At 68.0% G+C, this 13,295-nt stretch carries 11 protein-coding genes; 6 read left to right on the top strand and 5 right to left on the bottom strand.

Translation table 11 applies throughout. The annotated features are described in order from the left end of the window. Nucleotides 1-5: 5 nt before the first annotated feature. The 3 genes from U5C87_RS08055 to U5C87_RS08045 all read right to left on the bottom strand — a co-directional run bounded on the left by U5C87_RS08055 (nucleotide 6) and on the right by U5C87_RS08045 (nucleotide 2,206). On the bottom strand, nucleotides 6-1,277 hold the full coding sequence (locus tag U5C87_RS08055; RefSeq protein WP_330476078.1) for a pilus assembly protein TadG-related protein: 1,272 nt from the start codon (nucleotides 1,275-1,277) through the stop codon (nucleotides 6-8). Further along, the gene (locus U5C87_RS08050) at nucleotides 1,268-1,657 is read right to left on the bottom strand and encodes a TadE/TadG family type IV pilus assembly protein (RefSeq protein WP_330476077.1); all 390 of its coding nucleotides are present in this window, start codon (nucleotides 1,655-1,657) and stop codon (nucleotides 1,268-1,270) included. Before U5C87_RS08050 ends, U5C87_RS08055 begins: the two co-directional genes overlap by 10 nt. A 345-nt stretch (nucleotides 1,658-2,002) precedes the next feature. Continuing rightward, the gene (locus U5C87_RS08045; RefSeq protein ID WP_330476076.1) at nucleotides 2,003-2,206 is read right to left on the bottom strand and encodes a Flp family type IVb pilin; all 204 of its coding nucleotides are present in this window, start codon (nucleotides 2,204-2,206) and stop codon (nucleotides 2,003-2,005) included. 183 nt (nucleotides 2,207-2,389) lie between these two features. Between U5C87_RS08045 and U5C87_RS08040 the strand changes: the two genes are divergently transcribed. Next, nucleotides 2,390-3,778 carry a hypothetical protein gene (locus tag U5C87_RS08040; protein ID WP_330476075.1) on the top strand — a complete coding sequence of 463 codons (1,389 nt, stop codon included), beginning with the start codon at nucleotides 2,390-2,392 and terminating at the stop codon, nucleotides 3,776-3,778. Nucleotides 3,779-4,748: 970 nt separating this feature from the next. Here the strand turns inward: U5C87_RS08040 and U5C87_RS08035 are convergent. Then, complete coding sequence (locus tag U5C87_RS08035; RefSeq protein WP_330476074.1) at nucleotides 4,749-4,979, bottom strand: hypothetical protein; 231 nt, start codon at nucleotides 4,977-4,979, stop codon at nucleotides 4,749-4,751. Between the two features lie 331 nt (nucleotides 4,980-5,310). Between U5C87_RS08035 and nhaA the strand changes: the two genes are divergently transcribed. The 5 genes from nhaA to U5C87_RS08010 all read left to right on the top strand — a co-directional run bounded on the left by nhaA (nucleotide 5,311) and on the right by U5C87_RS08010 (nucleotide 10,964). Next, nucleotides 5,311-6,672, top strand: coding sequence for a Na+/H+ antiporter NhaA (gene nhaA / locus U5C87_RS08030; protein ID WP_330476073.1), 1,362 nt, complete (start codon nucleotides 5,311-5,313; stop codon nucleotides 6,670-6,672). A gap of 67 nt (nucleotides 6,673-6,739) precedes the next feature. Continuing rightward, nucleotides 6,740-8,566, top strand: coding sequence for a hypothetical protein (locus U5C87_RS08025; protein WP_330476072.1), 1,827 nt, complete (start codon nucleotides 6,740-6,742; stop codon nucleotides 8,564-8,566). A gap of 138 nt (nucleotides 8,567-8,704) precedes the next feature. Beyond that, entirely contained in the window at nucleotides 8,705-9,202 is a 498-nt protein-coding gene (locus U5C87_RS08020; protein WP_330476071.1) for a phage holin family protein, read from the top strand. Nucleotides 9,203-9,223: 21 nt separating this feature from the next. Then, nucleotides 9,224-10,135, top strand: a complete 912-nt coding sequence (locus U5C87_RS08015; protein WP_330476070.1) for an alpha/beta fold hydrolase — start codon at nucleotides 9,224-9,226, stop codon at nucleotides 10,133-10,135. Nucleotide 10,136: 1 nt separating this feature from the next. After that, nucleotides 10,137-10,964: a serine hydrolase gene (locus tag U5C87_RS08010; protein ID WP_330476069.1), complete on the top strand. Its 828-nt coding sequence runs from the start codon at nucleotides 10,137-10,139 to the stop codon at nucleotides 10,962-10,964. 10 nt (nucleotides 10,965-10,974) lie between these two features. Here U5C87_RS08010 and U5C87_RS08005 read toward each other — a convergent pair whose 3' ends face one another. Then, on the bottom strand, nucleotides 10,975-13,272 hold the full coding sequence (locus U5C87_RS08005; RefSeq protein WP_330476068.1) for a hypothetical protein: 2,298 nt from the start codon (nucleotides 13,270-13,272) through the stop codon (nucleotides 10,975-10,977). Between the last annotated feature and the right edge of the window lie 23 nt (nucleotides 13,273-13,295).

Here is a 13,295-nt window from a genome sequence, read left to right as displayed (position 1 = left end):
TGGTGTCAGCCCGCAGGCTTCACGATGGTCAGGCCGTAGTTCGGGTTGGTCGGAGTGGGCGGGATGAAGTCGCCCGTGGGGATGAGGTCCTTGAGGAACCAGCCAGAGAGACAGCGCTGCGAGCTGCTGCTCCCGCAGAGCGCGTTCGGTGGCCGGATGCTCACCTGGCTGCCCTTCGTGAGTCGCCAGCCGCTCAGGTAGAAGGCGGCGAACCCCGAGATGTGGTACCAGGTGTTAGTGCCCGCCCCTGCAGTGCAGTCGTCGGTGGCTATGGGCTCACGATTCAGGTTGCTCGCCGCCTTGCAGTCAAAGACAGGCACGTAGATCACTGTGCCGCGCAGCGGGTCGAAGTTGCTGGTATCGCAACCGTCAGCACCGGTGTCCCCGTGCACCCACTTACCGTCGGTGACAACACCCGAGCATGAGCCCACCATGCCGTCCAGCCAAGCGAATCCGCCCGGGGCCGTGCCGCCAGGACTCGACGTGTCGCACGTCGTGTCGTTCCCCTTGGAGTAGATGGTGTTCTCGCTGCTCGGCCAGTCGGGCCTCACATCGGTGTTGGAGTAGCCGGGCCACGTGCCGGACGGAGCCGGCGGGTAGTTCGTCGCACCGGGATAGCCCACCTGTCTCGCCCAGTCGCACTCGGACATGGCCAGCGGGACGACGGTGACGGAGGAAGGTCCGCCGGGTCCCCATGCGGCGCGGGCGCAGGCACCGACCTGAGTGCCACCCGCCAGCGTCTGGGCGAAGAAACTGGGCAGGAGCGTGTTGTCTGCCGCGTTGGACTTCGTTCTGATGTACGTCTCTACGTAGCCCAGGTCCTTGCCTGCGCCCGTCGTGTAGTAGTCGCTCAACGGAGGGCACAATCCGAGGTTGACGAGAGCCGCGCTCTTCTGCGCCGCCGTGGCGGTCGCCGACGCACAGGCCGGCATGTTCGTGTAGGTGACCCCTGCAGGCGGCCGAGCACACTGACCGTTCGTGCCCATGGTGGTGTTCAGCTGCTCTGTGTTGTCGAGAGCGTTAGCGCTGGCCAGCGTGTTGAGCGATGTGAGAGTCGTGCCGGCATTGCAGGCAGCGGCGCTGTCCGCACAGGTCTGCGCCAGAGACATCGACGTGGCGTCGGTCCCGTTCTGCAGCTGACGACGCTCGAACATGATGTTGCCGATGTCGACGCTCAAGGCAAGAGACGGGAGCGCGATGAAGGTCAGGACGAGCGCGGCAACGACAGCGGTTGCGCCGCGGTCGCGTCTGCGAGCGCGGAAGGCTCTCAAGGACATTTCACCACCGCCGTAGAGGAGAGGACATTGCCCGCGCCCCAGGTCCCGCCGACCATGCGAATGGCCGGGCCCATGATGAGCCACTGAAAGCTGGCTTGCACGGTCACGGAGGCGTTGGTCGTGCCACAGGTGACCATGCCGGGAAAGCTGAGGTCCGCTGCCGGAATTCCGCCCACGCCGGCCTTGGCGCGGTCCTGGATCTGGGTCGTGGTCAGCGTGCCGATCACGGCCGCTCTCGCGCCTTCACGGGCAGCGTTGGCGAGCTGGATCTGGTAGAAGTACGCGCGACCGAAGTCAACGATTCCGGCGATGACGAGAAAGAGGATGGGGAAGACGATTGCGAACTCCACGGCCGATGCGCCGCGTTCACTTCTGGCCATGCCAGATCGCCTCCCCAAAGTGGTGTGTGCAGTCGGCGCCCCCCGGCACAGACGTCAAGCAGAGCAGACCCCGATCCAGGCCGCGTCGCGGTTCACGCCGCGTTGGCGATGATTGGGTTCTGGAGCAGTCACGTCGACTGCCAATGGGCTGGTCGTGAGAGCTGGCTGACGACCTGGGCACCGGGCGACCCCGGGCGCACGTGCTGAACGGGCCGGAACGTTTGGCACGAAAGACTTTTCGTGGCGAGTTCTGCCGGCCGCGGTCTCGCAGTGGCCCACAGTGGAGCGGTGGGCCGGGGTGCGGGCGCGAAGCTGTTCCCCCAACTTCGCGCCCGCCGCAGATGCTCAGATCTTCGTGCCGACGTCGGTGAACGTGGAGTTCACGTTCTCGCCCAGTGTCGTGACGGCGACAATGATCACGGCGGCGATCAGGGCAACCATCAGGCCGTACTCGACAGCGGTCGCACCGCGCTCCTTGTTGAGCAGCGTCTGGAGCTTGGCAGCAATCTTGGTCATGGTGAAGCGTTCCTCCCAGTGATGCAGGGCCACCCGATGTGCCCCCCGCTGAAGGAAGATTAGGTGGCACGCCACGCCGTGTCTCGAAAATGCTTGAACTTCACTAGACCTTGCCAATCCCCGCGTTTCGGACGGGCCGGGATGGCAGGCTGCAGAGTGCCGAAAACAGTCCTTCCACGGCCCCCAGCGCAGGCGTGAGCACACCCCGGAGTCCCCATGACGAGCAACCTGGATACACGGCAGCAGCCGTCCGTCTCCACCCAATCAGTGCCAGCACTCGTTGTGGTGTTCCTCGGCTCAGCTGCAGTCGTGGCCGGCAGTTTATCCGTCGTTGGCACCGACGCGCTGTGGCTGCCCGCGATGGGTGATCGCATCCTCCAGGATGGTGCCATTCCACGCGGAATCCCTTTTGCCGCAGCACCATCCGCCGATTGGATCAACACCACCGCACTCGGCCAGGTCATCCTTTCAGGGGCGTACACGCTCGGCAGTCTCGGCGTCGTAGCTGCAAACGTGGTCGCCGTGACGGCGACGCTGTCGGCGCTCGCTCTGACGGCCGGACGACGCGGGGCAGCCCCGATGGCAACGTCCCTCACGGTCCTCACCGTTGCACTGGGTGCGGCCGCACCGCTGCTCATAGCCAGAGCGCAACTCCTCTCCCTTGTGCCCTTCGTCCTCCTGCTCGCACTCCTGCGTCGCGAGCACCACCGACCATCGCGTGCCATCTGGTGGACGGTGCCTCTGCTCGCTCTGTGGAGCAACCTGCACGGTGCGGTCCTGGTCGGCGTGGCCGTCACGGGCTGCTACCTGTGCTTGTCCCGCCTGCGAGTCACGCCGGCAACTGCCATCGCAGTCGGTCTCGCGTCAGTCGTCGCCACGTGTCTCAACCCGGGGCTGTGGTCCGCGCCCAGCTACTACCTCGGCGTCCTTGGCGGCGAAGCGACCACCGACGAGTCCGGCATGTGGGGTCCCGTCACCCTCACCAATCCCTTCGACGTCGTCTTGGTGATAGCGGCGGTCGCCCTCGGCGTCTCCGCTCTTCGCAAAGGGCTCACTCTCTGGGAGCTTGCCGCGACGGTGGGGCTCGTGGTGGCTACCGGACTCGCAGCTCGCAACGGCATCTGGCTTTTGCTCTTCCTCGCTGTGCCGGCCGCCACGGCGTTTGCGAGACGCAGGAGTCAGCCGCCTACCACTGCTCGGCTGTCACAGAGCCTTCCCATCGCGCTGGCTCTGGCGTTCCTCCTGATCGTGTCGGTTGTCCTGGCACTTCGAGCACCCGGCTTCCGAGCGGCAGACGGCGAGGCATCCCGTATCGCGGCCGCGACGTCAGGACAGGTCGTCCTCACGGTCGAGCCGCTGGCTGAGTCGCTCGCCGCCGTCGGCGCGACTGTCTGGGCCAGCAACCCGCTGGACGCCTTTGCACAGCACGACCAGGCGACCTACCTCGCCTTTCTTCGTGGCGACGCGGCGGGTGCCCGCGATGCCCTGGAAAGCGCGGACGTCGTCGTGGCCGTGCCCGGATCAGCACAGGCGCGCCTCGCCCTGGGCAGCGGGTTCTCGAGGAGCGGCACCATCGGGTCCTACACCGTGTTCCGCCGCGCCTGACACGTCGCGAGGGCCACGACGAGGACCACGACGACGCTGGCTGCGGCGGCCGAGCCGAACTCCTCGGACTGAAGCCAGGGTGCACTGAGGGCCAAAATCGCCGGGTGCGCCATGTAGACGCAGAATGACCTCTGCCCGAGGCTGACCAACAGATGGTGGCGAAGAGGCAGTAGGCCCTTCGACCACATCTGCTCTCGAAGACGCGTGATCAGCGGCACGCAGCTTCGCACCATGTCAAACGTGATGGCTCAGCGGTCCTCGAGTCGGTATCTGATGACGACGTGCGAGCAGGACCACAAGGTACGAGGCCACCAATGCTGCCGCCCATGGCACTCGCACGTCTGGAGTCCAGGCACGGATCATTACGCCCCAGCCAGACATCCACAGGTGAACTCGGCCATCGAATGCCGGGAGATGTAAACGGGCAGTACCAGCTCCGGATCTCGAGTGCCGAGGAGCAGACCCGTCACCAACACCCAGAAGACGACGGCTCGTTCACCTGCGTCGCCTGCGCCGCCCCAGAGAACGACCGACGCCACCTCGACAACTGCTGTGCAGGCCCAGCCGCCAGCTCGGTGAGGATCGAACGCACTTACCGCCGGCGACGGGGCCAACCTCGCCCACGCAGGTGACCCCGCGATTGTGACTTTGACCCCGACGACAGTCGGCGCCTACGTGGCCTTGTCGAGACTCTCGCACGTCCCTGCAACCGACGCGTCTTTCTGTCCCTATATACCCTTAGCAGCGTCTAGGAATGCTGGCACGAGTGCGGGGCCGATGAGGGCGACCGTCCCGGCGATGACGCCGGCGACGAGCGCCGCCAGCAGCGCATACTCTGCCGAAGTCGCCCCTCGATCCATGTGACTGTGGAGTCGCTCCGTGAAGCTGCGGCGGCCCCAGATTCGCACGCGGGAATGAGCTTTGAGCCGCCAAAGGCGTGAAGACTTGTCACCTCTGGCGGATGGCGACGTCATACCGACCCGCTTCGTCGGCCGCGAAGAACGGCGCGTCTTCTTGGGACCTTCGCAGACGCGGTTCGTTCCTCATCGCGCAACTGCTGCAGCAACGTCTTCGGGGCGGGCGGCGGCCAAGTCTGCGCCCGCGGGTCGCTGGTGTCCATGTAGTACTCGGTCCAGCCATAGTCGTCGCGGAAGCGCAGCTTGCCGTCGCCGACGTAGTACCAACCAGAAGACTTGTCCATCGTCACTCCCCCAGCCGAATCCACCGTTTCGGGAACCCCCTCCCGAAGCACAATGTACGGCTCCCGAACCGGCCAAACCACCGATGTCTAATTAGTCCGATTTGACCGAGTGACAGGACAATTGGCGATTCAGACTCGCCCGCCGCGCGGTCGCAGGTGCTGACTTTCTCAGCGCGCTCTTGCGCCGACCTCGACCGGCTCCGCGGCCGGCGTCGACTGTCGGGCGTTCCACGGCCGATAGGCTCGACTCGGAGCCCGCCGCCGCGCGGGCGACACGGTGTGCCGGGAAGTCTGGTCGGCGTCCGATGACGCATCCCCGAAGGAGCCCACCATGAGCGACCCGCACTCCGCGACTCCCGAGCGCGAGCCCGGCCGAGGACCTGCCACCCGCCTGCTGGGGCGCGGCAGCTGGCGGGAGGCTCGCTACGTCGCAGACCTGTTGCGGACGGAGACGGTCGGCGGCGCCATCCTCCTGCTGGCCGCAGTGGTCGCGCTCGTGTGGGCCAACTCCCCGTGGCGGGACGGATACGCCGCCCTGCGTGACACCGTGGTCGGCCCGTCCGCCCTGCATCTCGACCTCTCTCTCGGCACGTGGGCCGCTGACGGACTGCTCGCGGTCTTCTTCCTCGTGGCCGGCATCGAGCTCAAGCGTGAGTTCGTGGCCGGCGACCTGTCCGACCGGCGCAAGGCGGCGCTGCCCATCGCCGCTGCTGTCTGCGGAGTCGTCCTGCCGGCCCTTCTCTTCGTCGTGACCGCCACCCTGGTGAGCCAAGGAGGCAGCGGTGGGGAGCTGAGCGGCATCCTGCGCGGTTGGGCCATCCCGACGGCGACGGACATCGCCTTCGCCCTCGCGGTCCTGGCGGTGATCGGCACCCACCTGCCGAGTGCACTGCGTTCGTTCCTGCTGACCCTCGCAGTCGTCGACGACCTGATCGCCATCACGATCATCGCCCTCTTCTACACCGAGACCGTCAACCTCCTCTGGCTCGCTGCGGCGGTGATCCCCTTGGGCGCCTGGCGGCTCCTCCTCCGACGACGCATCACCAACCAAGCGTTGCTGGCCGTCCCGGCCCTGCTGGCATGGGGCTTCGTCCACGCGAGTGGGATCCACGCCACCGTGGCCGGCGTGCTGCTCGGGCTGCTCGTCCCGGTCAACCGTGAGGTCGAGGACGATCCTGACCGGCACTCTCTCGCCGAGCGGCTGGAAGACCGGATCCGACCGTTCTCCGCCGGCTTCGCCGTGCCCGTCTTCGCGTTCTTCGCAGCCGGGGTGACGGTCGTCGGCGGTGGTTTTGGAGCTGCGTTGCGCGATCCTGCCGCTGTCGGCGTCGTCGTGGGCCTCGTCCTGGGCAAGACCGTCGGCGTGCTCGGTGGCACCTGGGCTGTCGCGCGGTTCACCCGGGCAGAGCTGGACGAGGACCTGTCCTGGACCGATGTCTTCGGCCTGTCGCTGCTGGCGGGGGTGGGTTTTACCGTGAGCCTGCTCGTGGGCGAGCTCGCCTTCGGCACCGGCTCCGAGCGCGATGACCACGTGAAGCTGGCGGTGCTGTGTGGCAGCCTCATCGCTGCGCTGCTGTCCAGCGTCGTGCTGCGGCTGAGGAACCGGCACTATCGCCTCATCGAGGCTAGAGAGACGGCGGACCAGGACCACGACGGCGTGCCTGATGTCTACCAAGGTTCAGATCCGGCCTAAACCGACATCTGACTGGCAGCGGACGGTTAGCATCCCTGTGCGGCCCGGACCATAGCTGGGAGGACATGTGGCCACCCTGCAAGCGCCCGCGCCCGCGACGGTTGAGCCCGCCGGGTCGACTCGTGTATGGCAATGGCTCGCGCCGCTCACCATCATCGCCCTCAGCGTCGCGACCCTGGGCGCCGTCCTGGCCTTTCAGAACCGCGGCTTCAACCTGCTTGACGAGAGCTACCTCTGGCAGCTCATCGCCGATCCGGACGCTTCCAAGAAGGCCGGCGACGTCTACCTGTTCGGATTCGTGCTGTACCCACTGCAGACGCTGGCGGGCGGCGACATCTACGTCTACCGCATTCTCGGGCTCGTCCTGACAATCGGTACGGCGAGCCTCCTCGGCCTCGAGGCCGTGCACTTCGCGAACCGAGCACGAGGGACTGCGCCGCCGATCGGGCGGCTGTGGGGCATCGCGGTGGTGGCGTGCATGGCGGCCATGTCGACGCTTGCCTTCACGTACAACAACCGCATCCTCAGCTACAACTCGCTGACGGTGCTCGGTCTCATGGTTGCCGCCTTGGGGATGCTCCTGCTGACGCGGGGCTGGTTCTGGCGCGGCGCGGCCGTCCTGGGCGCAGGCTTCTGGGTGACGTTCGCGGGCAAGCCCACCTCGGCACTCGGCCTCGTGGCGCTGTCGCTGGGCGTGCTTGCCTACGTCCGCCCTGGCTCGCGTCGATGGCTCAGGGTCGCCGCCGTGGCGACCGGGGCGGGAGTCATCCTCGCTCTGATCACCATCCGCATGTCGCCCTCGGAGGCGATCGGTTACCTCGAGCGCGGAGTCGCTCGCGCGCGCCTGCGCGGCAACGCCTCGCCGTGGATGTTGCTGGGCTGGGGCACTCAAGACTGGAGCGCGCTGAGCATTCTCGGGCCGGCGACCGCGGCCGCTGCCATTGCCGGCTTCGCGCTCATGCGGCGAGCGTCTCCGCCGAGGGCTGCCGGGGTGCTGACGTTGCTCGTCCCTGTAGTCCTCGCTCTGTCTTTCGTCGACTTCGGTGTCTTCGCCCGCTCACTCGCGGCGGCCAACTCCGGCGATCGCATGCGGTCCCTGGCTCTACTCATTCCCCTTCTCGGAGTCGCCTTCGTTGTGATCGGCTCATGGCGTCGCACCGAGGGGGCGGCCAGACGCGACAGCCGACGAGCAGTCGCCTTGGCAGCGGCACTGTCACTGATGCCGTATGTCTATGCGCTGGGCAGCAGCACGCCCTTCAGCCTCGTCGTGAGCCACGCGGCACTCTTCTGGGTCGCGGCGATCACGGTCCTGGCCGCGGATCCCGAGCTGCGCAGTGCGATGCAGGTGTTGGTCCTGGTCAGTGCCAGCATCACCGTCGTCCTCGTCGGCAGCAGCTTCGTCGACGGCGCCCGAGGCGAGTCGCTGCTGGCCGCGACCCAGCAGGCGTCGGTCAACGGGTCGGCGCTCCTGGTGACGCCGACGGACCAAGGGGTCCTGCACCGGCTGGAGAGTGTGCGGCTGGAGCACGGCCTGAATGCCGATGTGCCCGTCGTCGACCTCACGGGCATCGCGCCCGGTTACGCCCTACAGCTCGGAGGCCGCCCTCTCGGTGGTGGCTTCTTCATGGGCATCTTCGACGGAGCTCCCGAGGCAGCGGCCTACGGCCTGTCCTGGGAGGACTGCTCGGACCTTGCGGAGGCTTGGCTGCTGTACGCCGCTGACAACACGGCCGACGTCAGTCGCGGCTTCACGCGTGGTCGGGTCGACCTCAAGCGTGACTACGACAGGGTCGCCACCTTCCATCCCACCCAGGGACCCGCGGAGTGGAGAACGCTGGACATCCAGGTGCTCCGCCCACGCGACTCCGTCAGGGCAGCCTTGGGCTGCTCCTGAACCACGCTCCCAGGTCGACGGCTTCGCTGCAGACTCGCGTCGAGCGTCCCGAGCCGTCCACGTCTGGGTACGACCGGCACAGTAGGGTGGCAACGGCGACGGAAAGCGTCGCCCCTGCACGATCGAGGAAGTGAGCTCATGAGCATGGATCCCCGGCAGGAGCGGACACTGGGCCAGCTGGTCGCGTCCGCGACACAGGACATCTCGACGCTGGTTCGCAGTGAGATCGCCCTGGCCAAGGCTGAGGTCTCGGTGCAGGTCAAGAAGGCGGGCGTCGGCGGCGGCCTGCTCGCCGGGGCGGCTGTCATCGCCTTCTACTCCGTCTACTTCATCTTCACGACGATCGCCGAGGGCATCCAGGCCTTGGGCTTGCCGCGCTGGCTCAGCTTCCTCATCGTCACCGTCTTCATGCTGCTCGTGGCCGGCGTCCTCGCCCTGCTCGGCGTCAAGAAGATGAAGACCGTCAACCCGACGCCGGAGAAGACGATCTCCGAGGCGCAGACGACGGTGGCTGCGCTGAAGTCGGCGACCGAGCACCCGGGCACCACGGTCCCCGCACCGCGTCCCGAGTGGGACCGCAAGGACCTCCCGTCGACGACGGCGGTCACCACGCCGGACCCGTCGCGCGACGCCTGACCGAAGGCCTTCATCACACCCATGTCCGTCGACGCTGCCTTCGTCAACATCGACGGACCGTGGGAGCACCGCTACGTCTCCGCCAACGGCGCCCGTTTCCACGTCGCCGAGCTTGGGGACGGGCCGCTGCTGCTGATGTTGCACGGCTTCCCGCAGTTCTGGTACGCGTGGCGCCACCAGATGGTCGCCCTCGCCGACGCCGGCTACCGCGTCGCGGCGATGGACCTTCGCGGCTACGGCGGCAGCGACAAGCCGCCGCGCGGCTACGACACCTACATGGCGACCCTCGACGCCGCGAGCGTCATCCGCGCGCTCGGTGAGAAGGACGCGGTCGTCATGGGCCAGGGCCTCGGCGGCTGGATCGCCTGGTGCATGCCGACGCTACGACCGGACGTCACGCGCGCCATCGCGTCACTGTCGATGCCGCACCCGCGGATCATGCGGCACGCGACGTGGACCAACCCGAAGCAGCGGCGCGCCTCCGCATGGATCGCCGGGCTGCAGAAGCCGTTCGGCCCCGAGCGCGAGATGGCGAGGTCGCACGACTACGTCGCCGACCTGCTCCGCTCCTGGGCCTCCCCCTTCGGCACGTTCCCCACGGCCGAGGACGTCTCCCGCTACGGCGACGCCATGATGATCCCCTTCGTGGCCCACTCCGCCGCCGAGCACTACCGCTGGCTCGGCCGCTCATCGGTGCGTCCCGACGGACCGATGTTCATGCGCCGCATCCGCCACGCCATCCGCGTCCCGGTCCTGCAGCTCCAAGGCGGCGACGACGGCTGCGTCATCCCTGGCGTGACCCACGGCTCAGGCGCGTTCGTCCCCGGCGACTACCGCCAGGTCAAGATCCCCGGGGCCGGGCACTTCCTCACCGAGGAGGCCCCCGACAAGGTCAACGCCGCCCTCCTCAAGTGGCTCGGATCCCTTGCCTGACATGGAGCTCGAGCTTCCTGACGCCGGCGGGGTCACGTGGTCGGTCTGCGTCCGTGACGGATCAGGTATGCCGCTTGCCTCCTCAGGCGCCGACCTGCCCTTGCGCACGGCGTCCGTCGGCAAGGTGCTGCTCCTCGTCGAGACCGCCCGGCTCATCGCGTCCGGCGAGCTCTCCCCGGACGAGCCGCTCACCCGGTCCGTCGACCTGTGGGTCGGCGACTCGGGCCTCTGGCACACGCTGTCGGTCGAGACCCTCCCCCTCGTCGACGTCGCTGCCCTGGTGGGCGCCGTCTCCGACAACCTCGCCACCAACGTCCTGCTCCAGCGGGTGGGCCTCGCCGAGGTCGCCGCCCGGGCCACCGCCCTGGGCCTGCGTGCGACCGCCCTGCACGACCAGGTCCGGGATGTCCGCGGCCTCGACCACCCGCCGACCCTCTCGACCGGGACCGCAGGCGAGCTCAGCGAGCTCATGAGCCGGCTTGCCAGCGGATCAGCCGCAGGTCAGGACGCGGATCGGCTTGTGCGGCAGTGGCTCTCGGCCAACGTCGACCAGTCCATGGTCGGCTCAGCTCTGGTGGAGCAAGGCGGCCTCGACCCCATCGCCCACCATTCCTCGCTCGACCTGCCGACGGCGTTCTGGAACAAGACTGGCACCGACGCAGGAGTGCGTGCCGACGTCGGCGCCGTGACCGTCGGCGAGCGCACGGTCTCGTGGGCAGCCATCGCCAACTGGGACCCCGCCCCCGGCACGACGCTCGACCACCTCACCGTCTGGGCGGTCCTGCGCGGCATGCGCTACGTCGGCGAGCAGGTGCTGGGCAGCGTCTGACGAGGGCGCGCTAGCGAAGTCCCAGCTCGGAGGGGGCGAGAGGCAGGGAGACCCCGGTGTCTACGGCTTCCGTCGACGTCATCGTCACCACCGACAGATACGGCAGTCCGTCCTTGTCGTAGAGCGAGTCGAAGTCGACGGCACTGCCACTGACGTCGGTCAACCGCACGGTTGAGACACCTGGCGGGGCCTTCACCACGAGTGCGAGCGTCTGGTCCTCCCCCATCGCCACGCGGGCCACGTCCGACGACCCCGCCGGGCCGTCCAGCCTCCCGGCGAACACCCCCACGCGCGGTCCGTGGAGACGAACACCGACCCGCACTTCGACCGATCGGTCGCCCATGTTGCTCAGCGTCAGCGACGTGCCTGGCCCCACGGCATACCTGATCTCCGGACGTTGCTCGAGCGGCCAGACGCCTCCCAGCGACGCGATCACGGGTGACAGGACCGCCGCCCGGCGAGCCGCGAGCCCAGAAGTCCCGGCGCGCTCGGTCAGCGCCGCGCGCTGGGGGCGCAGGTCGTAGGCGGTGAACTCGTCTCCCGCGGAGACGGCGACAGGCGCGCCGAGGACGGGCGGCAAACCCGAAGCGAGGGCGGGCAGCTGCCGGCTGAGGCTGCTGTGGACCACGACGCCGCAATAGCCCATGGTGGCAAGGTCATCCACGAGTCGCTGCGCGTCCGTGGTGGACAGTCCGAGCTGCCAGTCGGCACGGCTGGTCCCCTTCATCCCGCCGAAGCTCCAGCGCAAGTGGTCCGAAGCTAGTCCGAGGGTCAGGAACTGCTCCCTACCAACCAGCGACTCCTCCGGATATGGCAGCACCGGCAGGTTGAAGATGGTGCAGCCCTCACCCAACGACTTCTCGATCTGCCCCGTGAAGGTGCGCAGCGAGTCCATGCGCGCCCGGAGCGCCTGGTAGGCAGGCGCTCGACCGGGGTTCGTCTGGTCAAGGACTCCGACGACGAGGAGCAGCACGGCGAGCATTCCCGCGAAGACAGTCCCCTTGCTCCGAGCAAGGCGGCTCAGCCACCACGCGATGACGAGGAACGCGAAGGCCGCGACGAAGACCGAGAGCCGGGACCACGTGCGGATCTGCGGGGTGACCGTGAGAGCGAACAGCGAGCCCAGTCCGCCTCGTGTGAACCACGCCAGCGCGATGAGGACCAGCACACCCACGGGGATGACGAGGTCGCGGTCCTGGTGCTCACGACGAAGCACCCGCGCCGCCGAGATCACAGCAAGTCCCACGAGGCCGATCGAGGCCACGAGACCCAGGGAGGCGACCTCTCCGACGTTCTCGGTGAGCACGTTGTAGGTCTGGGTCGTCGTCGAGAGCGAGCCGACCCGGTGCCCGGCCCAGGGCAGGAGCAGGTCGATGGGGCGACCGGCATACGTGTCCGAGTCGACGAAGCTCCGACCGAAGGCCGCCACCCCTGTGACGGTGTCCCCCGAGGTCCTGGCCCGCGCCACCGCGACGCTCACCAGCGCCGGAACCGCCACGATGCCTGCGGGCAGCGCCAGGCGCACCGCCTCGCGGAGATCGGGTCGGCGGACCTGCCTGACGACCATGACCGTCGCCGTGAGCAGGAGCGTGAAGGCCACGTAGTAGACGTCGTTGAGGCCGATGACGAGCAACAGCAGCGCCGCGGCAAGCCGGGCCGCGCGGCCACGTCCCCACCCGTCCGTGATGACGCTGTGGCCGAGAGCCGTCTGGATCAGCACGTGCGCGGCGAGTGGAACCACCCAGTAGTGCGAGAGGAAGAGGTGCGGGAAGCGCTCCTGGTGGCCGGGCAGCAGGGCGAAGAGCACTCCGACGACGGTCGCCGCCACACGCCCCGCCCCATACCTGCGGCATAGCCAGTACATGGTGAGACCGGCGAGCGGGAAGCTGAGGAAGAAGTAGAGGGCCATGACCGTGAAGGGATCCGTGGTGAACAGCCCGAGAAGGGCAAAGGCCCAGGCATGGAGGTCGTCGCCAGTCGGGGCCCATCCGAGGTTCAGACCGAAAGGGGCCCCGAAGGTCGGGTCATCCGAGTACGGCCCGAACCACATGTAGCCGCGGACGAGGACGGCCATGGCCGGAGCGTCACTCGTCAGGCCCAACGGAGTTCCGGGCCTCCACTCCCAGACGCGCAGCGCCTGCCCCATGCCGAGCAGGGTCAGGACGACGGTCGCCGCCGGACCCAGGGTTCGGTCCCACCAGCGACCACGGCTCCGGTGCCGCCCGGTCGGTCCGGGACGCGCGGCCGCGTCAGCCTCGCTCGGCTCGTCCGCCTCGGCAACGGTTGTTGCCGCGCTCCCTGAAGTCACTGAGGCAGGCTAACGGCGCTCTT

The sequence above is a fragment of the Terrabacter sp. C0L_2 genome, assembly GCF_036352015.1.
GTDB classification, from domain to species: Bacteria; Actinomycetota; Actinomycetes; order Actinomycetales; family Dermatophilaceae; genus Terrabacter; species Terrabacter tumescens.
This window is presented reverse-complemented; position numbering and strand designations above follow the sequence as displayed.

What these genes read in the sequence shown, in the direction of transcription:
- U5C87_RS08035 (WP_330476074.1), bottom strand. Translation starts at nt 4,979, where the DNA reads ATGGACAAGTCTTCTGGTTGGTACTACGTCGGCGACGGCAAGCTGCGC.
- U5C87_RS08010 (WP_330476069.1), top strand. Translation starts at nt 10,137, where the DNA reads ATGGAGCTCGAGCTTCCTGACGCCGGCGGGGTCACGTGGTCGGTCTGC.
- U5C87_RS08040 (WP_330476075.1), top strand. Translation starts at nt 2,390, where the DNA reads ATGACGAGCAACCTGGATACACGGCAGCAGCCGTCCGTCTCCACCCAA.
- U5C87_RS08020 (WP_330476071.1), top strand. Translation starts at nt 8,705, where the DNA reads ATGAGCATGGATCCCCGGCAGGAGCGGACACTGGGCCAGCTGGTCGCG.
- U5C87_RS08015 (WP_330476070.1), top strand. Translation starts at nt 9,224, where the DNA reads ATGTCCGTCGACGCTGCCTTCGTCAACATCGACGGACCGTGGGAGCAC.
- U5C87_RS08055 (WP_330476078.1), bottom strand. Translation starts at nt 1,277, where the DNA reads ATGTCCTTGAGAGCCTTCCGCGCTCGCAGACGCGACCGCGGCGCAACC.
- nhaA (WP_330476073.1), top strand. Translation starts at nt 5,311, where the DNA reads ATGAGCGACCCGCACTCCGCGACTCCCGAGCGCGAGCCCGGCCGAGGA.
- U5C87_RS08050 (WP_330476077.1), bottom strand. Translation starts at nt 1,657, where the DNA reads ATGGCCAGAAGTGAACGCGGCGCATCGGCCGTGGAGTTCGCAATCGTC.